Source organism: Capnocytophaga gingivalis (genome assembly GCF_002302415.1).
GTDB classification, from domain to species: domain Bacteria; phylum Bacteroidota; class Bacteroidia; order Flavobacteriales; family Flavobacteriaceae; genus Capnocytophaga; species Capnocytophaga gingivalis.
Window position 1 is genome coordinate 524,207 of sequence record NZ_CP022386.1, and the last position, 26,499, is coordinate 550,705.

Consider the following 26,499-nt stretch of genomic DNA (forward strand, 5'->3'; position numbering starts at 1 on the left):
GTTATAGTCCAAAAGCCTTTCGGATGGTCTCTACATAGTCTAATTTTTCCCATGTAAAGAGCTCTACCTCAATAGTTTTGGTATTATGATAAGGAGAAGCGAATACTTTCTTTACCACCTCAGGACTTCTTCCCATATGACCATAAGCGGCTGTTTCGCTATAAATAGGATAACGCAGTTTCAAGCGCTGTTCTATATCATAAGGGCGTAGAGAGAAGATTTCTCTGACCTTCTGAGCGATTTGTCCATCGGTAAGTGCCACCTTGGAAGTACCATAGGTATTGACATAGACCCCTGTTGGCTCGGCTACCCCTATGGCGTAGCTTACCTGCACAAGCATCTCATCGGCTATGCCTGCCGCTACCATATTCTTAGCAATATGGCGGGTGGCATAGGCAGCACTTCTGTCTACCTTGCTAGGATCTTTCCCTGAGAAAGCACCCCCTCCGTGAGCTCCCTTGCCCCCGTAAGTATCTACAATAATCTTACGGCCTGTAAGTCCTGTATCTCCGTGAGGTCCTCCAATAACAAAGACCCCAGTAGGATTAATATGATATTTGATATTTTCATCAAAAAGATGCGCATAGTTGGAATACTGCTCTTTGATACGAGGGATAAGTATCTGAATCATATCCTCTTTGATCTTAGCAAGCATCTTTGCTTCGGTATCAAAAGGATCATGCTGAGTGGAGATCACAATACTATCTATGCGAACAGGCTTATTATCATCGCTATACTCAAGGGTTACTTGGCTCTTGGCATCGGGGCGTAAGTAAGTGATTTGGTTATTTTCACGGCGTAAAGTAGCCAATTCCCGTACAATGGCATGAGAGAGTGCCAAAGGCAATGGCATATAAGTATCCGTCTCACGAGTAGCATATCCGAACATCATTCCCTGATCGCCTGCTCCTTGTTCCTCTGGAGAGTGACGCACCACTCCTTGATTGATATCAGGAGACTGTTCATGTATAGCAGAGAGTACTCCACAAGAGTTGGCTTCGAACATATAATCACTCTTGGTATAGCCTATTCGCCTAATCACATCACGAGCGATTTGCTGTACATCGAGATAAGTTTTGGATTTCACTTCTCCGGCAAGAATCACCTGTCCGGTGGTTACTAAAGTTTCGCAAGCTACTTTGGACGAAGGGTCAAAAGCGAGAAAGTGGTCAATGAGAGCATCGCTAATCTGGTCAGCGATTTTGTCAGGGTGTCCTTCAGACACTGATTCGGAAGTAAATAAATATCCCATAAATTAAAGTTTATGAGGAGATTACTGGTTTAGCATCTTTTATCGTCATTGCGATGAGGTGGCAATCAGTCAAATCTGTCCTCGATTAATAGTGGGGCAAAGTTACGGTTTTTCATTGAGAAATAAAACAAATCAGTCTATTATTTTTCTCAGATAGATTTTTTTTCATTTTTGTTTGGTAGAAATAAAAAAATGTCTTACCTTTGCACCGTCAAAATGCGGGAGTAGCTCAGTTGGTAGAGCGTCAGCCTTCCAAGCTGAATGTCGCGAGTTCGAACCTCGTCTCCCGCTCGTTTTTTCATATTATTTTTAGATTTGTTGCGGGAGTAGCTCAGTTGGTAGAGCGTCAGCCTTCCAAGCTGAATGTCGCGAGTTCGAACCTCGTCTCCCGCTCGAAAAAAATCCTTGATGCTTCATCAAGGATTTTTTAGTTTATAAGGACGAATTGACTCACAAAAGAGTGAATTGACTCACAAAAGAGTGAATTGACTCACAAAAAGGGCGAATTGACTCACAAAAAGGGCGAATTGCAATTCGCCCCTACAGGGAGATTACCCTAATTTCTTCATTGATAAATACCAAAAAAGATTGTATTACCTCCCAGCCGGTTTGCTCAAGGGTCTGGGCATAGCGCCTTAGTTGTGCTTGATACTGGGGGTGATCTTCCCCCGTTTTGTAATCAATAATCACAGCTCTCTGTGTAGGCTTATGGTAAGCGACACGGTCAGGACGGAGGTACTCCCCTGTGATATCCAACCATTCACGTTCGTTGTAAATGATATACTCCTTAGTATAGTACTCTTTTAGCAAAGGATGAGTGGTAATTTTCTCCAATTGATGGCTCAGAGGTGCCATTTGCTCCTGAGAGATGCGTCCTTCCAAGAAAAAATGATGCAACAATTCAGGTATATCCTCCTGAGTGATAAGCTGTCCGAGGATCTCATGTAGAAGATTTCCACGAGCGATCGCCTCCTCTCGAGAGGTATTCCACATAGAACCTGATCGGGTTACGATAGTATAGGAAGGGGATATAACAGACCTTTGCTTAAAAGGAATATAATCATTCTCTCCTAAGGTAGCCCTCTCTATAGGAAGTATCTGACCAAAGGTATAGTGAGATTCAGAGGGATTCCACCTACCTTCGGCCTGTAGATAAGCCTGTAGCACCCCAGAAAGAGTAGAGATCTTCTCCTGTTCCTTCTCCTTGGGGCGCTGGCTGAGGATATAGAGCAGATCCTTGGGGCGTGTCATAGCCACATACATAGTATTGATAGCATCCAAGAGTTCCATTTGGCTCTGTTGTAGTACAATCTCCGCATCTATCTTTTCCAGACCACTATAGTCATCTATAAGCAAATGTTCAAAACCATGATATTGCTCCTTAGGTACACGTATCCAAAGGGTATCCTTACCTGAACGCAACGAATCATTAACATCTGTATAAATAACCACAGGAAACTCCAACCCCTTACTTTTGTGAATGGTCATAATAGATATTGCATTGACCCCTTCAGGAGCACTAATGGCCAGCTTGTCCTTCTTTTCTTCCCAATAGGTCAGGAAATCCGCAATATTACCATTGCGCACACTCTTATATTCGTATATGACATTGAGGAACTGTGCCAAATAAGCATCCGAAGGCTTGGTCAAACCAAATACTCTTATTGCATAACCGATACCCTCATAGAAAGAATATAAGTGAAAATGAGACAAAGAAAATCCCATAGCAGAGAAGAAAGCCTCCACTGGCTTATGAACATACTGACTCATAAAAGCGTGTAGTTCTGTAATTTGCTTCACCTTGGCATAGGAGAAAAGCAAGGCTATCTTTTCCTTTTCATTGGTTTGATATAATGAAATAGATATTAGGTGAATCAAAAACTGTATTTCAGGAATATTTTTAAGCAATAAAGCTTCTGAAGAAATAACATTATATCCTTTTTCAGACAATTGTGCAGCTATCTCAATACATTCTTTATTTCTCCTAGAGAGTATACAAATATCTTTATCCAAATAGCCATAACTTTTTGCTTCTTTTATATACTTTTCAATCGTTTCTATACGAATATCTGTTTGCTCAACTACATTTTCTCCTTCTATAACCTCTTCTTCCGAATTATTTGCTTCTTGAATGTTCTTCTTATCAATAAATTCTATACTTATAAACCCTCTTTCCGCTTCCCTGTCAGGAATTTTCTGTTCTGCCTCGAGATATAGCTCCCCATACCGATGCTTTCCACTATTATTAAAAAGCAAAGGATGAGTGGCCACAAAGTGGAAAAAACTGTTATTGAAGGCAATCACCTCCCGACGGCTTCGATAGTTATAGTCGAGATTCTGAACTTCTTGTATCAGGTGAAAAGGTTTCTTTTCCTTGTTATAGAGTTCCATGAACTGCTCTGCCCTACCCCCACGCCAGCGATAAATAGACTGCTTAGCATCACCCACGATAAGCAGTGACCCCTGCTGCTTGCTGAGGTTTTCACTATGTACTGCATCGGCTACTAAAGGGAGCATATTCTCCCATTGTAGGGTGGAAGTATCCTGAAATTCGTCTATGAAATAGTGTTGATAGCGGGTACCTATCTTCTCATATATAAAGGGAGAAGGTTCATCAATAATTGTCTGGTGGATAATGCTATTGAACTCAGAGATAGGCAATATATTTTCTTCCTCCTTGATTGCGATAATTTCCTCTTGTAGACTTTTGAGTACTGCCAAAAGAGTAACATTTTTTATCAAACGCTTATAAAACTGATCCCACCAATAACTTTTTTCTATAGAATGTAACAAATCGGATATCCATTGTTGATTTTCATCCAATAGTTGTGCTATTGCTGGATCCTTTTTTAATAATCCATTAGAATAAAGCGGTTTTTCTTCAGATTCGACAAACCAAACTCGGTCAAATACCCCCTTATCTATAGCAAAAAATCCGTTTTTTCTAATTTTATCAAAGAAATTATATAAAGAACCTCGGGTGAAATGATCCGCCGTGATTCCCTCCTTTTGAGTAAAAGTAAAGAAATGTTTTACAGCATCCTCTACCACTGTATACAATCCTTTACGCTGCTGTTTCAAATCTTCTTTGAGAGACTGAAAATCAGACAATTGTTTTTCTTCTAATTCCTTTATATAGGTATAATGATTCTCATTGGTCAAGAGCTTAGCGATATCAAAGAGCTCAGTCTCAATATCCCAATCCTTATCCTCTTCTATTTTATTGCGAGAGAACTCCAAAAGAAGTTTTGTAAGGAGCTGATTTTCATTAGCTTTCTTAAACAAATTTTCTATAGCCAAGCGCAAAAGATCATCTGTCTCCAAGAAAACTTCAAAATTAGGATTGAGCTTTAGGTCAAACGCAAAAGAGCGTATCAACCGCTGGTTAAAACCGTCAATAGTAGTAATAGTAAATCCTGCATAGTTATGCAGGATATGCTTTAAAACCTTCTGAGAACGCTCCTGTAACTCTTCATGAGAAAGAAGTAGCTCCTGAGCAAGCTGGACAAACATAATATCGTCCGAGGCCTTTTTCTCCCCTTCCTCTACCAAAGCATCGGGCGTAGAGAAAAGGAGTAACTGATTGATTACTCGTTCCTTCATCTCATTGACCGCCTTATTGGTAAAGGTAATGGCCAAGAGTGTCTTGTAGGCCTCTACATTCTTAGTAGCTAAAATAAGCTTAAGGAAAGACTTTACCAGTGTGAAAGTTTTCCCACTACCTGCCGATGCATTGTAGATTTGGATATTTCCCATAGGGCTTTACTTATTGTTATACAGATTCATAGTTGTATCCGCTCCTGCCAGACCAAAAGAGAGTATCGCCTCACTGATCTTTTCCAATCGTTCAGGAAGCAAAGCTACTTCATCTTCCCTCCAGCGCCCCAATACATAATCTATCTGGGTACCCTTAGCATAGTTGGCACTGATACCAAAGCGCAAGCGGGCATAAGTGGTGGTCTGGAGTTCCTCTTGGATATTCTTAAAACCATTATGCCCTCCATCCGAACCCTTTTTCTTGATACGAATACTCCCAAAAGGAATATTCAGGTCGTCGGCAATCACTAAGAGATTTTCTATAGGTATCTTTTCCTTTTCCAACCAGTACTTTATTGCTTTTCCACTCAGATTCATAAAAGTAGAAGGTTTCAGAAGAATAAAGGTACGCCCTTTGTGAGAAAAAGTAGCCACATCCCCCAAGCGTACTGTCTCAAAAGAGACACCCTTCTGCTGGGCTAAGTGCTCCACTGCTAAGAAACCTATATTGTGGCGTGTGTAATGGTATTCCTCCCCTATATTTCCCAGACCTACGATAAGATATTTCTTCATAACTTACTGCTGCTTAGCATATTGTACAAGATGTTGTAAGCGACGTATTGTCTCCTCACGCCCTAAGATAGCGATGATAGAGAACACATCTGGCCCCTTCATCTCCCCTACTAAAGAAAGGCGGATAAGTGGCATTACTTGTCCTAAATCAAGGTTATTCTGGGTAATAAAATCCTTGATCTGTGTCTCTATATGATGAGGAGTAAGGTCGGTAAGTCCTTCTATCACAGTTACCAACTGTGTTGCTATCTCGGCGGAGTTTTCCTTCCATTGTTTTTTGAGCGCCTTGGCATCGTACTGGGTAGGAGCTTCAAAGAAGAAGTGAGCCAAATCCCAAAGGTCAGTGAGGAAAGTCACGCGTTCGCGGATAAGAGACACTATCTCTGTAAGTTTGTCCTTGGAGACCTTTACACCTTTTTCTACCACTATGGGTGAGAAATCCTCCACGAGAGTAGCTACAGGTATTTTTTGCAAATATTGGTGATTGAACCACTTGATTTTTTCTATATCAAAGTGAGCACCCGCCTTATTGACCTTTTCTAAATCAAAGAGAGAGATCAACTCCTCTACTGAGAAGAGTTCCTGCTCTACTCCAGGGTTCCAGCCCAACAGCGCTAAGAAGTTCACTAAGGCCTCAGGCAAATACCCTCCTTCGCGGTAGCCCTTGGAGATATTTTTAGTTACAGGATCCACCCATTCCAGAGGAAATACAGGAAAGCCCATCTTGTCACCATCACGCTTACTAAGCTTTCCATTGCCCATACCCGCTGGCTTGAGAATCAGCGGCAGGTGAGCAAACTGAGGTGCCTGCCAGCCAAAAGCCCTATACATAAGCACATGCAGCGCCATAGAAGGTAACCACTCTTCGCCACGGATCACATGAGTAATCTCCATGAGGTGGTCATCCACAATATTAGCTAAGTGATAAGTAGGCATACCATCGGACTTGAAGAGCACCTTGTCGTCCAAGAGCTTGGTATCGACCACCACCTCACCACGGATAAGGTCGTGCAGGGTAAGAGTTTCTTGAGGCATCTTAAAGCGTACCACATATGGCACCCCTTCTTCTATACGTTTTTTCACCTCTTCTGGAGAAAGAGAGAAAGCATTGTTGAGCTTTTCGCGGTTATGCCAATTGTAGATAAAAGTCTCTCCGCGTTCTTCATAGGCCTTACGCTGCGCATCCAGCTCCTGAGCAGTATCAAAAGCATAGTAAGCCTCGCCCTTGTCCAAAAGCATCTGGGCATACTCAGCATAGATTGCCTTACGCTCGCTCTGGCGATAGGGAGCATGAGGCCCTCCCTCCTTGCCTACCCCCTCGTCATAGGTGATGCCGCACCACTGGAGGGCTTCCATGATATAGGCTTCTGCCCCCTCCACATAGCGCACTTGGTCAGTATCCTCAATACGCAAGAGGAAATCCCCACCATGCTTTTTAGCAAATAAATAGTTAAAGAGGGCAGTACGTAGCCCCCCTATATGTAACGGTCCTGTAGGACTGGGTGCAAAGCGCACCCGTACACTCTTAGCCATAAAATATATACATTTATCAGAGGGCAAAAATACGAATTATTTTCCAATTAGCACAGAAGCTGATTTGGTAATTTAAGATACAAGAAAAATCAAAGAATTTATCCTATAATCTAAAAATAGGCTGCCTTGAGAGGCAGCCTATTTTCATAAATCAATAAATCTAATTTTCTTTTAAACCATTCAACACCTTTTCTTCTATTTCTTTAAAACGTCCAAAAGATTGATATTTTTCTTCATTTTGATATAGTATCTTTAGAACTTCTTTACATTTACCTTCCTTTAATAAAGTTTCTAAATTATCAAAAAACGATTCAAGTTCTCCTTCCTTTTTCTTTGAAAGAGCTTGTTCATGTAGCTTACTAAATCTACTATATATTGCATAGGTTTCTTTATTTTCACTCAAACTTCTTAGAACAGATTCATAATCATTTTCATTCAAAAGCTTTTCTAAAGAATCAAAGTAATTCTTTGCTTTCATTAAACTCATTTTATAATCCGCTTTTCGCATCAAAGTAAAAAATTCTTCATAGGAAGAATAATTTGTAGCATTAGCATTTAATAGCTTTATTGCTTCTTCGCACTTTTCTTCATCTAATAGATTTTGTATTTTATTAAAGAAACTCCTAGCCTTTATATGTTGAATATTTTGTACTATTTGTTCTTTAGCTAATTTAAACTCTGGTAAAAAACCATATTTCTCCTCTTTTTGTTCTAAGAGCATAAGAGCTCCTTGAAGTTCATTCTTATTTCTTAGTTTCTGAAGCTCATCAAAAAAACTCTGAATATCTTTTTTATTTACTTCATTAAATGCTTCAGAATCCGAAGAATTAAGTTCTTCTTTGGATATTTCATTAGAAAAATCATTCTCTTTAAGACTGGCTTCTTGGAGTCTCAAACGCATATAAGCTACCTGTATCACACAAGGAATTGTAACTCTATAGGCAGGAGAGGCTATATCTATAGCTGTCCATAGTGCTGTAATAATCCAACCTATAGGGCCCAAAGCCACTCCTAAAGTTCTTGTCAGAGTAGCATTCCCTGCAAGAGTCAATCCTCTTCCTAACAAACTTTTTGCAACTGCATTAGCTACAACTACAGCCACTTTATAGGTTCCAAAACCTCCTAATCTAAGAGCTGTTAGAGCTCCTGCTGTTAGAGCTTGTTTTGTTCCAACTATTTTTCCAGCATTCATTTCCTTAAGGAAGTTTTTTAGTTCTTCCTCTGACATTCCTTCAATAGTTTTCTCCATAATAGATTGTAAAAAATATTGTTCTATTTGTTCTACACTATTGTTAGAATTAAAATTTACTTTCTGTTTTCTAGTTACATCTTCCAATATTTCTCTATAGGTAACCCCTGTTCCACGAAAAGTATTAGCAAAAGTATTTCCTCCATAATGTTGTAGTTCTTCTGCTATTTCTTTCCACATTATGGGTAAACTATGTGGATAATATTTTTTATAAGATTCTTTAGTTGTCAATTCTTCAGAAACACGTAATTGACCATCCTTGTCTTTAGTTAAGTAATCTACCAATATTTGTAGATCCTCTGTACTACAATATTGTAGAAATTCTAAATTTCCATCCTCTAAATATGCCATATTTTTATTATTTTTAATGTTTTAAGAATTTTCTAACTATATAAATATAATACTATTATTCTCATATTTACTATTATTTCTATATAAGAAAAGCTAACCCATTCTCAAAAAAATTATGAGCTGATTAGCTTATGTCAAAAATTTTACCATACGTCTATGAGCTATGCTATTTATAGTGCATGGAAATATTTTATTTGCTTGGGTCCTATTGTTTTGTGCTATAAGAACACTATTTTTCATTTGTTTAGAATTAACCTAATTGATAGATCAAAATTACGAATAATTTTTTAAATAAACAAAATTTTTAGAGATTATTTTTTCTTTTTGTAAAAGGTATTTTCTTACTTCATTGGTAGAAATAAAGAAATGCCCGTAACCTTTTTCTGTCAGACCTGAAATAAGTTTCTTGTCTAGTGACCATATTTTATGTTTGTATTGTAGATGAAAGGCAATGAAAGGGATATCGTCCACATCTATATCTTTAGTTATTTTCTCTGCTTTTAACAGGTTTGCCTCCGTTATATCCTTAGAAGTAAGAATAACAAACTCTTCTAAAATATTATAGAATTCTGTTTTTATCTGTTTTTGTGTTTTCTTAGTAATCTTTGCTATATCTGGCAAATGTTCTTCAATTTCTTCTAAAAGATAATCAGGAACTAAAAATTGTACATTTTTTCTTTCTGATAGTATTTTTGCTATCTCACCATGAGGTGCAGGGCACTATAAAAGATATTAGTATCTGTAATGACTATCATGATATACTTTTTTCAGCCCTTTTCTCATAAAATCGTTTAGTTGCTGCTTTCTTTGTTTTTTGAGAAAGCGCCAGTATCTCCTCTTTATATTTAAGAGGTATTCCATTTTCATCTTCTTCCAATAGTTCGGAGGCTGGCGTAGCCTTTGCTTTGGTAGTTATCTTTTTCTTTGTCTCCTTAGTTTTTGTAACCTTTACAAAATCAAGGGTTTCGGCCTCCTTTATATAGGCTAAGGCCTGGGGGCTATCATTGAGTACAGTAATTGTATATGGCATAAGTATTAGTTTTGAGTTTTGAATTCTTAGTTTTGAGTACAAAGGTAGAAATTATTTCCTAATAGTAAGCACAAAAATTATACCAAGGTAGAGATTAGAACGAAAAAGTGAAGAATCACATGAGGTAATTCTTCACTTTTCATTATTTATTCTTCACTTAAGAAAGTCTATTTTTTATCTTTCTTAAAGTGGGGTTTGTCTTTTTTTTCCTTATCGGAATGAGGTTTTTCTCTCTTTTCGAGATTTTCCGGACGTGGAAGGAGTGCCTTGCGAGATACACGAGTTTTCTTCGTCTTAGGATCTATACCAAGGTATTTCACTTCGATAATATCGCCTTCTTTGAGTACATCTGAAGGTTTCTCTACACGCTCCCATGCGATTTCGGATACATGTAGGAGCGAGTCCTTACCTGGGACAAACTCTACAAAGGCACCAAACTCTACCAAGCGAGCTACACGTACCTTGTACACCTCACCTTCTACAGGCTCAAAGGATACATGGTATACAGCATCTACCGCTTCTTGGATACCATCAGCATCGGTACCGAGGATCTCTACAATACCTAATTCGCCCACTTCTTCTACCACAATAGTAGTCTTAGTTCTTGCTTGTAGGTCTTGGATATTCTTACCACCAGTACCAATGAAAGCACCGATGTATTCCTTAGGCATCTCAAGGCGTACAATCTTAGGCGCATGTGGCTTCACAGTTGGGTTTGGCACGGCTATAGTATCGGTGATTTTACCAAGGATATGCATACGTCCTTCACGGGCTTGCTCTAAGGCTTTTTCCAAGATTTCATAAGTGAGTCCCTTGATCTTGATATCCATTTGGCATGCAGTGATACCATCCTTAGTTCCTGTTACCTTGAAGTCCATATCGCCCAAGTGGTCTTCGTCGCCCAAGATATCGGAAAGTACAGCGTATTTGTCGCCATCAGTGATGAGCCCCATGGCAATTCCTGAAACAGGTTTTTTCATCTGGATACCTGCATCCATAAGGGCTAAGGTACCTGCGCACACTGTAGCCATAGAAGAGGAACCATTGGACTCCAATATCTCAGAAACCACACGTACAGTATAAGGGCAATCCTCTGGAATCATACGCTTAAGTGCACGCTGAGCAAGATTTCCATGTCCTACCTCACGGCGAGAAGTTCCTCTAAGCGGACGAGCTTCCCCTGTGGAAAAAGGAGGAAAATTATAATGCAAGTAGAAACGTTCTTCTCCCTGTTCGGAAGGAATATCTATCACATTGGCCTCGCGAGAAGTTCCCAAGGTCACAGTAGTAAGAGACTGTGTCTCCCCACGGGTAAAGATAGCCGAACCATGAGGAGAAGGCAAGTAGCCAACCTCGCACCATATAGGACGTATTTGTTTAGTATTTCTACCATCCAAACGGAGATCCTCGTTGAGAATGAGGTTACGGACAGCTTCTTTTTGTGCTTTAGAGAAGTATTTACTTACCAAAGGAGCATATTCTTCCAATTCTTCTTCACTGAAGAGTGCTTTGCAAGCTTCTTTTACTGCGTCGAACTTGTCACTACGCTCATGCTTAGTTGTATTTTCCTTGGCAATAGCATAGCATTTATCATAGCAGAAATCATAGATCTTCTTAGCCACTTCTTCGTTCTCCTGTGGTACCTCATAGGTTCGTATAGTTTTCCCTACACGCTCACGGAGACGCTCTTGTGCTTCTATCTGTACCTTAATTGCTTCATGAGCAAAATGGATAGCATTGGCCATATCCTTTTCAGATACCTCATCCATTTCCCCTTCTACCATGGCAACAAACTCCTTAGAGGCTCCGACCATGATATCCATATCCGATTCTGCCAATTGCTGTGCACTTGGGTTGATGATGAACTCCCCATTGATACGCCCTACGCGTACCTCGGAGATAGGTCCATCGAAAGGGATGTCCGATACCGCCAAGCAAGCAGAGGCAGCGAGTCCCGCCAAGGCATCAGGCATCACGTTCTCATCATGAGACATGAGCTGAATCATCACCTGTACTTCGCAGTAGTATTCCTTAGGGAAGAGAGGTCGCAATACCCTATCCACCAAGCGCATTGTAAGGATTTCCTGATCACTGGGGCGTGCTTCACGCTTGAAGAAACCACCGGGGAAGCGCCCAGCAGCAGCAAATTTTTCACGATAATCTACGGTCAAAGGAAGGAAATCCACACCTTCACCTGCTTCCTTATTAGCAACGACTGTGGCCAAGAGCATGGCATTGCCCATTTGTACCACTACGGAACCATCGGCCTGCTTGGCCAATTTTCCTGTTTCAATGGAGATTGTACGTCCATCGGCAAGAGTAATTATCTCTTTTTTTACTTCTGGAATCATAAAAGTTTTTATTAAAATGAAACAAATAGTGTTGTGTTGCTATTGCTATTCCAATGAAAAACTATTTAATAAATATTTTAATGGCTTCTTTTTAAGAAAAAAGGGGCATAGAGCCCCCTTTTGTTGTGTAACAAAATTATTTTCGGATACCTAATTCCTTAATAATAGCACGATATCTCTCAATATCTTTTTCTTTTAGATAGTCTAACAGACTTCTGCGCTTTCCTACGAGCCTTACTAACGAACGCTCTGTATTGTAGTCCTTACGGTTGGCACGCAAGTGCTCTGTTAGGTGATTGATACGGAAGGTAAATAGAGCGATTTGCCCTTCTGTGGAACCTGTATTGGTTTCACTTCCTCCATGCTTTTTGAAGATTTCTGCTTTTGTTTCTTTTGTTAGATACATTCCAATATTGTTTAAAATGATTATTATGTATTTTTTAAATCGGGGGCAAAGGTAGTATAAATATTTTTTATACACAACTTTTTCTAAGAAAATCTTTATTCCCTCGAAAAAAGAAATACTCCTGCTATTGCAGAAGTATTCCCCACTCTATTCTTAACTTAATCATCATCTTCTTCGTCTTCATCGTCATCTTCGTCATCATCATCTCGCTGATCATGATAATCATCTCTGTAATGCTCCTCCTCTTCTTCTTCCTCTTCCTCATCATCATCGATATGAAGTGATGCTTTTGAAATATCCTTCTTACGCTTGAGGGCAATTTCATCCTCTCTGGACATTTCTAATGTGTCTGAATAATAATCGTCCTCATCCTCATCATAACGTTCCATAGAAGTAGCCAATCGAGTGCTTACTTTTACTAAATAAATAGTATCCTCTGTACGCACTTCTAACGCCTCTACAGTTTCATTTTTAGCATTCTTGAATCGGATAACATCATGATCTTGATAACCTTCTGGATATTTTTCTACCAGCAAAGCCAAGATGTCTTTGGTTAGTTTCTTATAGTCAACAATGGCTCTTTTCATTTATTTGTTTAAGATTTAAGCGGTGCAAAATTAAAAGAAAAAAATAAATATGCACTTTATCAATACGTTAAATAAAAAGTTATTTTTCATATTTAATTTAACTGATTTTACATTTTTTAGAGCTTTTGTATAGATTAAATTATGTTAATTATTGAAGTAATTGCCACAATCTATCCTTTAGGATTGTTATTCCTTGCTGAGCAACAGAGGAGATAAGTAGGTAAGGAAGGTCTAAATAAGCTGCCTGAAGTTCCTTCTCAATAAGTCCTTGAAGTTCTTGGTCTAACAAATCGGTTTTTGAGATAGCAAGGAGGCGCTGCTTGTCCAATAATTCTGGATTGTATTTCTCCAATTCTTTCAGAAGAATATGGTATTCCTCCACTATATTAGGGCTATCAGCAGGTACCAAGAAGAGCAATACAGAATTACGCTCTATATGTCGCAGGAAATAATGTCCTAAGCCTTTCCCTTGAGAGGCTCCTTCTATAATACCTGGAATATCAGCTATAACAAACGATTGAAAATCACGATATCGTACAATTCCTAAATTAGGTTTTAGAGTTGTAAATGGGTAATCCGCTATTTTGGGTTTGGCTGAAGTAAGCACTGAGAGCAGTGTAGACTTACCTGCATTGGGGAAGCCTACCAATCCTACATCGGCAAGTACCTTGAGTTCCAAGAGCAGTTCCCTTTCTTCTCCTGGGATTCCTGGCTGCGCATAGCGTGGAGTCTGGTTGGTCGAAGTGCGAAAATGCCAGTTACCCAATCCTCCTTTCCCTCCCTTGAGGGCTATTTTTTCTTCCTTATCTTCGGTAATCTCAAAAAGAACCTCGTCGGTTAGTGCGTCTTTGACAATAGTACCCAAAGGCACCTCCAAGTACACACTATTACCATCAGCTCCTGTACTACGATTGGCTCCACCATCTCCGCCATGTTCCGCTCGGAAGTGCTGTTGGAACTTAAAATTGATCAGTGTCCATAGGTTTTTATTACCTCGTATGATAATATCACCACCTCGACCTCCATCTCCTCCATCAGGCCCTCCTTTTTCTACAAATTTTTCTCGGTGCAAATGAGTGGATCCTTTACCTCCATTACCGGAGCGAACGTATACTTTTACATAGTCTGTGAAATTTCCTTCTGTCATAACATTCTACTATTTAATATATTATATGTATAAAATCTTTATTATTAAAATTACTATCAAAGGGGCTAGAAGAGGAAGAAGTAAGTTTGCATTTCTCTTTCCATAGGCTTTTTGTTTGTGTAATAAAATAGCCTCTATAATAAGGTATATAATCCAAATAGCAGAAGCTATTAGAGTGAAAAAAAATATTGTAATCGCATCCCCTGTACCACAGAAACTATGTGGATTGATAAAAGCAAAAGAGATACTTATGGCAACCATAATAAGTCCTACTAAGACTAATATACGATAAAAAATATGCATTAGAACTATCATAATATATGTAAGAAAAACAATCTAAGGTATACTAAAAAGAGAAGAAACGCTGCTATCTAAATTAGTTCAATAATAGATAATAGTTTTTTCATCACAAAATAATATTGTTAATTAATCATTAATCATTGTTCATTAATCATTAATTTTGTATCTTTGCTCTTTGATTATAATCATTCATTACTAATGAAAGTAGCTGTAGTTATGGGAAGTCAAAGTGATCTTCCTATCATGCAAGAAGCCATTGACTTCTTAAAAGAGAAAAAAATCCCTGTTTTGGTGGATATAGTCTCTGCTCACCGCACTCCGGAGAAACTTATTTCTTTTGGAAAAAATGCACATTTGCAAGGAATAGATGTCATTATAGCAGGAGCAGGGGGTGCTGCACACCTTCCTGGTATGCTTGCTGCTGTAAGTCCACTACCTGTCATTGGGGTACCTATCAAGAGTCGTAACTCCATCGATGGCTGGGACTCTGTACTTTCTATTCTTCAGATGCCCGCTGGTGTTCCTGTAGCTACGGTTGCCCTGAATGGAGCTAAAAATGCGGGAATCCTCGCTGCTCAGATCTTAGGTGTAGCCCACAAGGAGGTACAAGAGGAAATCTCCAAATACAAAAAATCCTTAGAAGAAGCGGTATTAATGATTAATATTCAATGATTAATCTGTTCGCTGACTTCTGTTACTTATTACCTAATTAAGTGTGGTATATAGATAAACATTAGTACTGCCACTACAGCAAAAAAGATCATGGTCACAGCCCCAGCAGCAATATCCTTAATCTCCCCTATTTTGGTATGAAAATCAGGGTGAACGAAGTCACAGAGCTTTTCCAAGCCTGTATTGAGCCCTTCTATAGCTAATAGCGCCCCGAAGGACAAAAGCTGAACCATCCATTCTGTTGGGGTAAGTTCGAAATAAAAGCCTAATCCTACAAAAACAAGAAACCCTATACTATGGGTGATAATAGCATCCTCAGTACGAACCAAGAGCCAAAAGCCTTGTAAGGCATAGCGAGTACTCTTGATTCGACCTATTACAAACTTTTTCATTTCTTTAATTTTAAAAAGCTATCCTCCTACACGCTTCACTTTGAAGCCTTTCCCTTTAAGAAATACCATGATCTTATCTCGGTAATCCCCTTGAATGATAATTTTTTCCTCTTTCACAGAGCCCCCAACTCCTAAGTGAGTTTTAAGCTCCTTAGCCAATATCTTGAAATCAGCATCGGCACCTGTATACCCTTCTATAAGAGTAACAGGCTTTCCATTACGCTTTTCATATTTACACAAGAGAGGTTCATCCTGTAACCAAATATTGGAAGAGGATTCCTCAGCAAGTACTTCCTCCTTATGGTCAGGAAAGAGCTTTTGGAGTTGTTCTCTTAGCATATTATTTTCTTTTTAGTACCTTTTCTACAGCACTGAGGATTCCCTCCTTGTCCAAACCATATTTACGCATGAGTTCGGCAGGAGTACCACTCTCGCCAAAGGTATCATTCACTGCTACTAACTCTTGTGGTACAGGATAGTGCTGTGCCAATACACGAGCTACACTCTCTCCTAAACCACCATAGTAGTTGTGTTCCTCACAGGTTACCACCGCTTTGGTCTTACGTACAGAGGAGAGAATTATTTCTTCGTCCAAGGGCTTAATAGTGTGAATATCAATCACCTCAGCCGAGATACCTCTTTGTTCTAAGACCTCACAAGCTTGTAATGCTTCCCATACTAAATGACCTGTAGCAATGAGAGTAACGTCGGTTCCTTCATTGAGCAAGAGTCCTTTTCCTATCTCGAAAGTCTGGTCTTCTGGAGTAAAGTTTGGTACAGCAGGGCGGCCAAAACGCAGGTATACAGGTCCTACATAGTCAGCGATTGCAATAGTTGCGGCTTTGGTTTGATTGTAATCGCAAGGGTTGATGACCACCATATTCGGTAGCATTTTCATCAGCCCTATATCCTCCAATATCTGGTGGGTAGCTCCATCCTCTCCGAGAGTCAATCCTGCATGGGAAGCACATACCTTTACATTCTTATTTGAATAAGCGATAGATTGACGTATTTGGTCATATACACGTCCTGTAGAGAAGGCTGCAAAAGTACCTGTAAAAGGGATTTTTCCACCTATAGTAAGCCCTGCGGCAATGCCCATCATGTTGGCTTCGGCTATTCCCACTTGAAAAAAGCGTGTAGGGTTCTCTTCTATGAATTTTTCCATCTTGAGCGAACCTATAAGATCCGCACAGAGAGCTACTACGTTGGGATTCTTGCGTCCTACTTCAGCAAGTCCTGCTCCAAAACCGCTTCTGGTATCTTTCTTACCTGTATCTGTATATTTTTTCATCTGACAATATTTTTAATGCTTTTATTTTTTCTTTCTAAACCTATTTGTGAGCTCTACAAAAAGAAGACTCAACAGCATAAAAGGAATGGTTATCACCATTAAGAAAGAGTTCCAAACTTTCCCGATAAGGGTCTCCTTTAGCTCAAACTCTCCATGGTACAACTCATTTCGCCTGTAATAGTTAGCAAATCGCCTTGTCTTAAGTAGCTCTGTTATGAGCGGCTTGGCAGGTGCATACTGATGTATGATTCCTAAAGTATCTATGGCATAAGCCACTACAGACATATTCTCTTTGAGAGCGAACTCCTTTTGAACAAAGGGCAATAAAGTATCCAACTCAGAGGGCGGGGTGAGCCAAATAGCCATAGTTTGTATGGTTTCTTTTTGTATGTCGGAGATAAAATCAGCTGCTTTTATATGCTGCCAACACTCTTGTAACACAATGGGTTCTGCCTGATTTTCCTCTGTAATAGGATAATCTTCTTCCTCTATATCCTCCCAATCATAGAAATCGGTCTGCTTGGCTGCCTTTTCATAAGTTTTGAGAAATGAATCCAAACTCTTGAACTGTGGTGCAAATACCGCCTCATCGTGCCTTACGATCGTAACTTTTCCTTTTAGAAAGCCCGAAGTATAGATAGCCACACAATCACTTTCTTGGTTGGAGAACAAGGGAAGTAGCTCAAAGCCTAGGTTACACTGCCTTATCCACTGAAGGGTTACCTCTCGCTCATTGTCATCCATGAGAATAACACCTCCATAAGGTTTGAAGTTCTGCAAAGGTAGTGGGTCTATCCCCTTTATTTCTAATAAAGTGGTCAGTTTCATTGCACTTGTGTATCAGAGTGCAAAGATACTATTTTTAATTCTATAAAACAAAAAAACTTTGTCAGCCTTTTGAGCTGACAAAGTGAGAAAAAGGAAAGTAATTGTTTCTACCAAGTGAAGGAAAGTCCTCCAATGATATTTCTTCCTACCCCTGGGATAAAATTAGTTTTATCATCGGGAGTTGCCACAGGGTTAAGGCGCATAGGAGGTGCGGTAACTTCTGCTTGCACCAGATAGCTGGAGGCGTATACCTTATCAGCTAAGTTATTTCCTTGTACAAAGAAAGTCCACTGACCTTTTTTATACCCCAAGCGAGCTCCTACAAGGCTGTAGGGATCTTGGTATAAAGTGTTTTTATGATCTATAGGAGTCTTTTGAGGAAGAGATTCGAGATTTACTTCTGCAAAAACACCTGAAGGATGTTTATAGGTGAGTGCCCCAAAAAGATAATGGGTGGGGATTCCTGCAATCTGATTTCCCTTGAGTTCTCCTCCATCGAAGTAAAAATCACTATAGTTATAGTTGATTGAAAGGGTGAAAGAGTCCTCAGCTGCAGAAAAGACATGAGTAAGGAAAGTAGATTGTAATCCAGCTTCTACCCCTCTGTGAATGGTAGCATAAGGAGTATTAACAGTATTTCCTCCTACCCCTACACTACCATCGGCTATGGTGAAGATCTCATCCTTTACCCATGATTGGTAAGCGCTGACATTCCACAGAAGTACCTGACCTATATTACCTTTGGTACCTACCTCCGCAGTGGAGGCTTTTTGTGCTTTTAGGTCGGAGATGGTAATAGTAGTAGGTCCAGAGTTTACATTAGAGCTATTGCTGTACACCACAGGAGGCACTGGAGGGCGGTTAGGATTAGGGGTAGCGCTTCCTGTAAGGCGTACAATCTCTAAGAAGGTGGGCGGTTCATAGCTGCGAGAGAAGTTGGCAAAAACCTGTGCACGATCATTGAGCTTATAGATAAGTCCGACCTTAGGATTAATGGCATTGTAAGAGAAATCCCCTATCACAGGAGTGGCCGCATTAGGGTTCGGTAAGGCACGTGCTTGCAAGCCATTGGGGGCAACAAAAAAGAATGGACGCCTTGCCCCAACAAACTTATCCTCTACTTTACGAGTGTCGTAACTTCCTTGTACACTTACATTGGCTAAGAAATTTGGAGTAATCTTATAAGTATCAGACACATAAGCTATAGCATGGCGTGCGGTAAGATCTTGCTTGGCAAAGAGTGCTCCAAAACTGCCACGATCGTTATGAAAACGAGATTGGTGCATCAGTCCTTGACTATATTGTAAACCTATGGTAAAATCGTTCTTCTCAGTAGTATTGGTATAAGAGAGACGTACCCCATAGTCATTATTGAAATCCTGACGGATACCATTGGCAATAGGATAAGTAAAAACATCATCGGCATATTGATAATAGAGAGTAGCCAAAATAAGATTATTGGCATTGATCTGATAAGCCAATTTGGTACCAAAGCGGGCAATTTTACTACTTCGGTTAGGCTTATCTCTCAGTACATTAGGTCCAAAGGCATAAGGGAAAGTAGTCTTAGGAGCCTTATTGATTTGTTTGTTATCACTTTCCATCTGATGACGAGTCAAAGGCCCTGGTATATCAAAATAAAGATCGGTAAAAGACGCATATAGTCGTGCTTCAAACTTATCAGAGAACTTATGTCCTGCATTCAAAAGTGCATTGAATCGCTTAGAACTATTATAGGTACGATATCCATCACTATGGTTATAAGAAGAAGCTACAAAAAGGTCACTTTTCCCTGAAGAAAAACCAGAGGATATGGTACTATTGAAGTAGTTAAAACTACCCGCTTCCATCTTGACACTTAGTGGAGAAGCATTATATCCATTCTTAGTTACAAAGTTCATCGCTCCCCCTAAAGTAGCGCCACCATACTCAAGTGCATTGGCTCCTCGATAGATTTCCACCAAGTTACTCACTTGAGGTTCCAATACACCTATAATGTAAGATCCATCAGCAAAGTTAATTGGAATACCATCCTGGGAGAGTGCCACCCCTCGAGATTGAGGGTTGCTCTGGATACCTGAACCACGGATATTCAGGCGAGGTTGGTCATTCCCTCCGAAGAAATCCTGAATGATAATTCCAGGCTCTCGCTGGAGTGCATCCTTAAGAGTCTGCGAACGCTGTATGTTTAAGTTCCTCAAATCCGCTAAGTTGGTACCTCCAGCTACCTTATCTAGCTTTGCCTTAGTCAGCCCCACGGAGTTGGCCACCAGACTTGGATTGTCTGAGATCGTCACAGGTTGAAGCTCTACAACTCCCGAAAGAGTCTCCTCTACCCCTCGGTGGAGAGTTGTTTCCACATAGGTCACCCTATTTTCGTTATCTTGCAATACTACAGGAAATTCCAAGGGAGTATATCCCTCCCGACTGACCTGTAAGGTAGGGTGTTCTTCCTCTACTAATAAGGTATATTCCCCTTTTGAGTCAGTAAGCACTTGTCTGCCTGAGGAAAGTGTGCGTACTAAGACCTCTGAGAGAGGCTCTTTCTTCTCATCAAGGATCTTCCCTTTGATTTTATACTGTTGAGCTTGCAGAGATAAGCCAAAGAAAATAGCTACAAAGAGCAAAAGATTTTTGTGTAAAATCATATACAATATATTTATTTAGACTGAGGCAAAATTACAACTTTTTTTTAGATATTTTTATTGTTTTGAAAATAAATTATTTTTTAACTAATTTACTTATTTTGATTGAATAAAAATTATTATCTCATAAATATTTGTAAATCAAATACCCATTTAAGATTTCATATTCTCAAACTCAAAATACACAAAATATTTCTGTAAAAGGGCTTTTTACCTATTAAAAAACTTTAACATAAAAAAAATGATGAAAGTACTTGCTATTTGAAAAAAAATAATTATATTTGTGGCGAAGTAAAAACAGGACATGAAAACTTTATTAAAATCTGTAACTATCATAGACAAGGAAAGTTCCTATCATGGAAAGAAGCAAGATATCCTTATAGAGGATGGCATTATCAAGCAAATTGCTTCCCAGATTCCTTCCTTAGACGATTGTCAGACCATAGCCGGTGGCTATATCTCACAAGGATGGGCAGATAGTAGTGTAAGTTTTGGAGAACCTGGATATGAAGAGAGAGAGACCTTAGCACATGGTATGACAGTAGCTGCTCGCAGTGGCTTCACCCAAGTGATGCTCAACCCTACCACTCACCCTATTACAGATACACGCAGTGGAGTAAACTATCTGAAGAGTGCTACAGTAGGAGCTATTGCAGAGGTCTTCCCTATAGGAGCTCTTACCACAGAGAGCAAAGGAGATTACTTAGCAGAGCTTTACGATATGCAGCGGGCAGGAGCGGTTGCCTTTGGGGACTATAAAAGAGGAATCTCTCAGGCAAATTTACTAAAAATAGCTCTACAATATACCGCCCCTTTTGGAGGAATTGTCCTCTCTTTCCCTTGTGATGCTTCTATCATGGGCAAAGGGGTTGTCAATGAATATATCACCTCTACCCGATTGGGACTCAAAGGGATTCCTGCCTTGGCAGAGGAGATCATTGTAGCGAGGGATTTGGCGATCTTAGAATATGCTGGAGGAAGACTCCACATTCCAACCATCTCCACTGCAGGCTCTGTAGCCCTTATCGCACAGGCTAAAGCAAAAGGACTGGATGTAAGCTGTAGTGTTGCCCTTGGGAATCTACACTTCACCGATGAGATATTAGAAAATTTTGATACCAACTACAAAGTACTTCCTCCCCTACGCCACGAGGAGCATGTGGAAGCCCTACGAGAAGGGGTAGAGAATGGTACTATTGATATGATAACTTCTGATCATTATCCCTTGGATATAGAGTGCAAAGCAAAAGAATTTGACCTTGCTGATTTCGGAAGTATAGGCTTAGAAGCCACCCTAGGAATACTTCTTACGCATTTTTCGGTAGAGAAAACCGTAGAAATGCTCACCAATGCTAAAAAGCGTTTTTCCCTTCCTTCTACACCTATTGAAATAGGAAAAAAAGCTAACATTACCCTCTTCACTGATCAAGGAGATTGGGTGATGAACAAAAAAGATATTATATCTTCTTCTAAAAATTGTGCCTTTGTAGGTGAAAACTGCAAAGGAAAAGTACAGGGCGTTATCACCGAAAGAGGACAATGGCTCGTGTAAATGCTACTCTTAACTTCTACAAAAAGTATTGTAATTAATTGTTTAACTTCGAGAACACTAAAAATTTTAAAAAAACTACTACCTATATTATATAGGCACTCTTATTCTACTTACTACCAAAAAGATGAAAGGTTTTTCTTTAAATTATTTGGTAAGACCTGCTATCATAGAGCAGGAGAATGGCAAATCTCCCGCCATCTTCATGCTACATGGCTATGGACAAAACAAAGAAGAATTCTTCTCTATAGCCAATGAACTCCCTCAGGAGTATATTGTTATTTCGGTACAAGCTCCCTACAAGCTATCCGATAGCCAATTCTTCTGGTATGCTATAGAGCTTGTCTCCTCCAAATGGTATGATATTGTGCAAGCGCAAGCTACCCAACACAAACTCTTGACCTTCATAGAGCAAGCTTGTGATCGGTTCAATATCGACATGGATAAGGTAACTTTCATAGGCTTCGACCAAGGGGGTATTCTAAGCCTCTCCTTGGCAATATCCTTCCCTGAAAAGGTACAAAGAGTGGTCGCTATCAATAGCTATATTGATAAAAAGCTCTTGAGCTTTAACTATCAAAAGAATAACTTTGCCAACCTAAGGGTCTGTTTGCTTCATGGTTATTCGAATGAGGTAGTTCCTTTGGAATGGGCAGAAGATACCATAACTTTCCTCAAGAATTTACTCATCCGTTATGATTTTCAGACTTTCGCCTCTGGACATGTATTTTCCGCAGAGATGTTCTATGCGGTCAAGACATGGATAGAAGAAAACAGTATTGCTGAGAATAACCCCTCATAACCTACTTATGTAAGTGCAAACCACATTCTTTGTTGGTTTTGTTCTCCCACCACCAGCGGCCAGCTCGGAAGTCTTCTCCTTCGCTGACGGCTCGGGTACAGGGAGCACAGCCAATACTAGGATATCCTTTGTCATGCAGGGGGTTATAGGGGATACCATGGCTACGCAAGAAGGATAGCACCTCCTGAGTCTTCCAGTGTAATAATAGGTGTACCTTGATGATCTGGTTGCTCTCATCCCATTCTACCATAGGCATCTGCTGCCTGTGAGGGGATTGCTCTGCCCTGAGTCCAGTGATCCATATTTTGTTCCCTGCTAAGGCTCGCCTGAGTGGTTCCACCTTGCGGATATGACAACAAGTCTGTCGCAAAGCGACTGAGTTATAGAAGGCATTGATACCATTATTCTGTACATATTCCTCTATTGCCTGTGCCTCTGGGTAATAAGGAGTGATCTTCGTATGGTAATATTCATTGGTCTGCTCCCAAGTGGTATAGGTCTCATAAAAAAGACGTCCAGTATCCAGGGTAAATATCTTGACATCAAATGAATTCTTGAGAATAAAATCTGTAATTACCTGATCCTCCATACCAAAGCTGGTGGAAAAAACTACTTTCCCTGGATATTTCTCAGTGATCAAGGCCAATATCTCTGTCTCTGAAAGAGTCTCTATAGCAGTGAGTAAGTTTGTAATTTCAGTGTTCATAAGTTCTTTTTGTTAGCGAAGGCAAAAGTATAAAAAATTATTTGACAAATTACTTTTACACATGCAAAATCTTTGTAAATTTGCAGAAAAATTCAAATAAGAATGATTCCTTTGTTTATAAGCACTCCTGAATTACTTTTTGTTCTCTTCGTAGCTGTATTGCTCTTTGGTACAGACAAGATTCCTGAAATAGCCCGTACCTTAGGCAAGGGAATGCGTCAGCTTAGAGATGCCACCTCTGAGATAAAGAATGAAATCAATAAAAGTGTAGACAAGGCAGGAATAGATACCTCCCTGATTGATGAAGTCAAAGAAGAAGTAGAAAAAGCCAAAGAAGGATTGGAAGATCCTTTTGGAAGTATCAAACGAAGTAGATAATTTGTCACAACAATACACAAGGGATTCAAAGAAATCCCTTTTTTAATATCAAAAACTAAAAATATATGGCCAAAGCAAGCAAAGAAACCCCTCTGATGAAGCAATATAATCAGATTAAGGCAAAGTATCCTGATGCCTTATTACTCTTCAGGGTTGGGGATTTCTATGAGACTTTTCGAGAAGATGCAATCAAGACCTCCCAAGTCTTAGGCATTGTGCTGACCAACCGAAACAATGGTGGAGAACAGACCGAGCTGGCTGGATTCCCTCACCATTCCCTGAACAGCTATCTCCCTAAGCTAGTCAAGGCAGGCTATAGGGTGGCTATCTGTGACCAACTGGAAGATCCTAAACTGACCAAGACCATTGTAAAGCGTGGTGTTACAGAACTGGTAACCCCTGGGGTAGCACTCAATGATGATATCCTACAGAGTGGACAGAACAATTTCTTAGCCTCCGTATGGCTGGATTCTCCTGAGAATGGTATCGCTTTTTTGGACATCTCCACTGGAGAATACTATGTAGCCCAAGGAGACAATGCTTATACAGATAAGCTATTGGAGAATTTTCGCCCTAATGAGGTATTAGTAGCCAAGAAACAAAGAAAGGATTTTGAGACACTCTTTGGCACACATTTTCATTGCTTTTCATTGGAAGACTGGGTATACAAGGGAGATTTTGCTTATGAGGCTCTTACCAAGCAGTTCAACACCAATTCTCTCAAAGGCTTTGCTATAGAGGAACTATCCAATGGTATCCTCTCGGCTGGTGCTATCCTACACTATCTATCAGAGACACAACACCATCACCTACAGCACATTACTTCCATCAAGCGAATTGTCAGTCAAGAGGCAGTATGGCTTGATAGGTTTACCATACAAAACCTTGAGCTCTATGGTGGGGCAAGCAACACCTCTGTTTCCCTTCTTGCTGTCATTGACAAGACTCTCTCTCCTATGGGTAGCCGTACCCTCAAGCGCTGGCTTGCCCTGCCTTTGACCTCTTTAGAACAGATACAAAAGAGACATCAAGTGGTTGCTTATCTAGTCGAAAATAGTGAAGTGCGAGAGAAAGTACGAGAGCAACTCCAGCGGGTCAATGACTTAGAGCGCCTTCTCTCCAAGGTTGTTACTACCAAGATAACCCCTCGCGAGGTTATCTACCTGAAGAACTCCCTAAGGGCTATCCTCCCTATACGGGAGCTTGCGCTCTCTTCCCCCTGTGCTGCCTTGACCTCCTTGGCTCAGCAAATACACCCTTTGGATACTCTCTGTGATCGGATAGAGACAATGCTCAATGAAGATGCTCCTGTCAATATCCTAAAGGGAGAGGTCATCAAAGAGAATTTTTCATCTGAATTAGACGAATTAAGAAATCTCTCTGTATCGGGGAAAAACTACCTTGATCAGATGCTCGAACGTGAGATACAGCAGACTCATATCTCTTCGCTGAAGATAGATAGCAATAATGTCTTTGGCTATTATTTCGAGGTACGCAATGTACACAAAGACAAAGTTCCTCCACACTGGATTCGCAAGCAGACTCTGGTGAATGCCGAGCGCTATATCACCGAAGAACTAAAAGAATATGAGGAGAAAATCACCCATGCCCAAGAGAGAATCACCGCTCTCGAACAGGAATTTTTCTCCCAGCTCATCACTGAGATTATCCAATACATCTCTCCTATACAACAGACAGCCACTGCCATAGGACAGATAGATGCCCTCTGTGGATTTTCTACCTTGGCTGTGGAGAATCACTATAGCTGTCCTACTTTGGACGATTCTCTTGTGATAGACCTCAAGGGAGCTCGCCACCCTGTAATAGAGAAGCAGCTCCCCCCTACTCAGCCTTATATTGCCAATGATATCTATTTGGACAATGAAAGCCAACAGATTATGATGATCACAGGGCCAAATATGAGCGGTAAGTCAGCCCTATTACGCCAAGTAGCGCTGATTGTACTGATGGCTCAAATCGGTAGTTTTGTTCCTGCAACAGACGCTAAGATAGGCATTGTAGACAAAATCTTCACTCGAGTGGGTGCCAGTGACAATATCTCCCAAGGAGAATCTACCTTCATGGTGGAAATGAATGAAACGGCACTAATTCTCAACAACCTATCCAACAGAAGCCTTATCCTCTTGGACGAGATAGGTCGCGGTACCAGCACCTACGACGGGATCTCCATTGCATGGGCAATTGCCGAATATCTACACGAGCACCCCACCCATGCCAAAACCCTATTTGCTACTCACTATCACGAACTCAATGAGATGCAAAATGAGTTCTCCCGTATCAAGAACTTTTCTGTATCGGTCAAAGAGGTCAAGGGTAGCATCCTTTTCCTACGCAAACTCATAGAAGGTGGTAGCGAACACAGTTTTGGTATCCATGTAGCAAAAATGGCGGGTATGCCCCAGTATGTAATCGAAAAAGCCAATAGTGTCCTAAAGAAGTTGGAGCGTAGTCATCAGTTAGAGGACAACAAAAAGCAACTAACCCAAAAGGAAGGGATGCAACTGAGTTTCTTCCAATTGGACGACCCTCTTTTAGAAGATATCAAGCGACAGATTCTCGATACCAATATTGATAACCTTACGCCTATAGAGGCACTAATGAAGCTAAATAATATCAAAAGAATGCTCCAAAAATAGATTCAAAATAGCCATCTTGATTCCTTTTGTAGCCTTGTGAA

Annotated in this window: 21 protein-coding genes, 2 tRNA genes and 1 pseudogene; 7 read left to right on the top strand and 17 right to left on the bottom strand. The window is 40.1% G+C overall.

All coding sequences use genetic code 11. The features are described from left to right. Position 1 precedes the first annotated feature (1 nt). Positions 2 to 1,252 (bottom strand): methionine adenosyltransferase, encoded by a 1,251-nt coding sequence (gene metK / locus CGC50_RS02545; protein WP_095909545.1) that lies wholly within the window; start codon positions 1,250 to 1,252, stop codon positions 2 to 4. Positions 1,253 to 1,470: 218 nt separating this feature from the next. Here metK and CGC50_RS02550 point away from each other — a divergent pair. Both CGC50_RS02550 and CGC50_RS02555 read left to right on the top strand, forming a co-directional pair. Next, positions 1,471 to 1,543, top strand: a tRNA-Gly gene (locus tag CGC50_RS02550). Between the two features lie 29 nt (positions 1,544 to 1,572). After that, positions 1,573 to 1,645, top strand: a tRNA-Gly gene (locus CGC50_RS02555). Positions 1,646 to 1,792: 147 nt separating this feature from the next. On the opposite strand, the gene CGC50_RS02560 is transcribed toward CGC50_RS02555, so the two are convergent. The 10 genes and pseudogenes from CGC50_RS02560 to obgE all read right to left on the bottom strand — a co-directional run bounded on the left by CGC50_RS02560 (position 1,793) and on the right by obgE (position 14,235). Then, positions 1,793 to 5,008 carry a UvrD-helicase domain-containing protein gene (locus tag CGC50_RS02560; RefSeq protein WP_095909546.1) on the bottom strand — a complete coding sequence of 1,072 codons (3,216 nt, stop codon included), beginning with the start codon at positions 5,006 to 5,008 and terminating at the stop codon, positions 1,793 to 1,795. A 6-nt stretch (positions 5,009 to 5,014) separates the two neighbouring features. After that, a complete protein-coding gene (gene pth, locus CGC50_RS02565; RefSeq protein WP_095909547.1) occupies positions 5,015 to 5,581 on the bottom strand; it encodes an aminoacyl-tRNA hydrolase in 567 nt (188 codons plus the stop codon). Positions 5,582 to 5,584: 3 nt separating this feature from the next. Further along, positions 5,585 to 7,114, bottom strand: a complete 1,530-nt coding sequence (gltX, locus tag CGC50_RS02570; protein WP_095909548.1) for a glutamate--tRNA ligase — start codon at positions 7,112 to 7,114, stop codon at positions 5,585 to 5,587. Positions 7,115 to 7,274: 160 nt separating this feature from the next. Beyond that, complete coding sequence (locus CGC50_RS02575) at positions 7,275 to 8,714, bottom strand: DUF3944 domain-containing protein (protein WP_095909549.1); 1,440 nt, start codon at positions 8,712 to 8,714, stop codon at positions 7,275 to 7,277. 273 nt (positions 8,715 to 8,987) lie between these two features. Further along, a pseudogene (locus CGC50_RS02580) lies at positions 8,988 to 9,469 on the bottom strand (PIN domain-containing protein). Further along, on the bottom strand, positions 9,466 to 9,744 hold the full coding sequence (locus tag CGC50_RS02585) for a glutaredoxin-2 domain protein (protein ID WP_095909550.1): 279 nt from the start codon (positions 9,742 to 9,744) through the stop codon (positions 9,466 to 9,468). Before CGC50_RS02585 ends, CGC50_RS02580 begins: the two are co-directional and overlap by 4 nt. A 167-nt stretch (positions 9,745 to 9,911) precedes the next feature. Beyond that, entirely contained in the window at positions 9,912 to 12,095 is a 2,184-nt protein-coding gene (locus CGC50_RS02590) for a polyribonucleotide nucleotidyltransferase (protein WP_095909551.1), read from the bottom strand. A gap of 136 nt (positions 12,096 to 12,231) precedes the next feature. After that, positions 12,232 to 12,501: a 30S ribosomal protein S15 gene (gene rpsO / locus CGC50_RS02595; protein WP_002668244.1), complete on the bottom strand. Its 270-nt coding sequence runs from the start codon at positions 12,499 to 12,501 to the stop codon at positions 12,232 to 12,234. 158 nt (positions 12,502 to 12,659) lie between these two features. Then, positions 12,660 to 13,088, bottom strand: a complete 429-nt coding sequence (locus CGC50_RS02600; RefSeq protein ID WP_095909552.1) for a DNA primase — start codon at positions 13,086 to 13,088, stop codon at positions 12,660 to 12,662. Positions 13,089 to 13,236: 148 nt separating this feature from the next. After that, complete coding sequence (gene obgE / locus CGC50_RS02605) at positions 13,237 to 14,235, bottom strand: GTPase ObgE (protein WP_095909553.1); 999 nt, start codon at positions 14,233 to 14,235, stop codon at positions 13,237 to 13,239. Between the two features lie 498 nt (positions 14,236 to 14,733). Here obgE and purE point away from each other — a divergent pair, with 498 nt between their 5' ends. Next, positions 14,734 to 15,207: a 5-(carboxyamino)imidazole ribonucleotide mutase gene (purE, locus tag CGC50_RS02615; RefSeq protein WP_095909555.1), complete on the top strand. Its 474-nt coding sequence runs from the start codon at positions 14,734 to 14,736 to the stop codon at positions 15,205 to 15,207. A gap of 29 nt (positions 15,208 to 15,236) precedes the next feature. Here purE and CGC50_RS02620 read toward each other — a convergent pair whose 3' ends face one another. From CGC50_RS02620 to CGC50_RS02640, 5 genes are all read right to left on the bottom strand, one after another. Next, positions 15,237 to 15,599 carry a diacylglycerol kinase gene (locus tag CGC50_RS02620; protein WP_095909556.1) on the bottom strand — a complete coding sequence of 121 codons (363 nt, stop codon included), beginning with the start codon at positions 15,597 to 15,599 and terminating at the stop codon, positions 15,237 to 15,239. 18 nt (positions 15,600 to 15,617) lie between these two features. Beyond that, the gene (locus CGC50_RS02625) at positions 15,618 to 15,938 is read right to left on the bottom strand and encodes a translation initiation factor (protein ID WP_095909557.1); all 321 of its coding nucleotides are present in this window, start codon (positions 15,936 to 15,938) and stop codon (positions 15,618 to 15,620) included. A gap of 1 nt (position 15,939) precedes the next feature. Next, on the bottom strand, positions 15,940 to 16,893 hold the full coding sequence (locus CGC50_RS02630) for a transketolase family protein (RefSeq protein WP_002668387.1): 954 nt from the start codon (positions 16,891 to 16,893) through the stop codon (positions 15,940 to 15,942). A 21-nt stretch (positions 16,894 to 16,914) separates the two neighbouring features. After that, positions 16,915 to 17,721 carry a hypothetical protein gene (locus CGC50_RS02635; protein ID WP_095909558.1) on the bottom strand — a complete coding sequence of 269 codons (807 nt, stop codon included), beginning with the start codon at positions 17,719 to 17,721 and terminating at the stop codon, positions 16,915 to 16,917. Between the two features lie 107 nt (positions 17,722 to 17,828). Beyond that, entirely contained in the window at positions 17,829 to 20,369 is a 2,541-nt protein-coding gene (locus CGC50_RS02640) for a TonB-dependent receptor (protein ID WP_095909559.1), read from the bottom strand. Between the two features lie 301 nt (positions 20,370 to 20,670). On the opposite strand from CGC50_RS02640, the gene CGC50_RS02645 reads away from it, so the two are divergent. Together CGC50_RS02645 and CGC50_RS02650 are read left to right on the top strand one after the other, a co-directional pair. Further along, positions 20,671 to 21,918 (top strand): dihydroorotase, encoded by a 1,248-nt coding sequence (locus CGC50_RS02645; RefSeq protein WP_095909560.1) that lies wholly within the window; start codon positions 20,671 to 20,673, stop codon positions 21,916 to 21,918. 124 nt (positions 21,919 to 22,042) lie between these two features. Then, positions 22,043 to 22,717 carry an alpha/beta hydrolase gene (locus CGC50_RS02650; RefSeq protein ID WP_095909561.1) on the top strand — a complete coding sequence of 225 codons (675 nt, stop codon included), beginning with the start codon at positions 22,043 to 22,045 and terminating at the stop codon, positions 22,715 to 22,717. Position 22,718: 1 nt separating this feature from the next. Here the strand turns inward: CGC50_RS02650 and CGC50_RS02655 are convergent, their stop codons facing one another. Then, entirely contained in the window at positions 22,719 to 23,423 is a 705-nt protein-coding gene (locus CGC50_RS02655) for a phosphoadenylyl-sulfate reductase (RefSeq protein ID WP_095909562.1), read from the bottom strand. A gap of 102 nt (positions 23,424 to 23,525) precedes the next feature. On the opposite strand from CGC50_RS02655, the gene CGC50_RS02660 reads away from it, so the two are divergent. Together CGC50_RS02660 and mutS are read left to right on the top strand one after the other, a co-directional pair. Further along, positions 23,526 to 23,801: a Sec-independent protein translocase subunit TatA/TatB gene (locus CGC50_RS02660; protein WP_002668343.1), complete on the top strand. Its 276-nt coding sequence runs from the start codon at positions 23,526 to 23,528 to the stop codon at positions 23,799 to 23,801. Between the two features lie 65 nt (positions 23,802 to 23,866). After that, positions 23,867 to 26,458 carry a DNA mismatch repair protein MutS gene (gene mutS / locus CGC50_RS02665; RefSeq protein WP_095909563.1) on the top strand — a complete coding sequence of 864 codons (2,592 nt, stop codon included), beginning with the start codon at positions 23,867 to 23,869 and terminating at the stop codon, positions 26,456 to 26,458. Positions 26,459 to 26,499 lie beyond the last annotated feature (41 nt).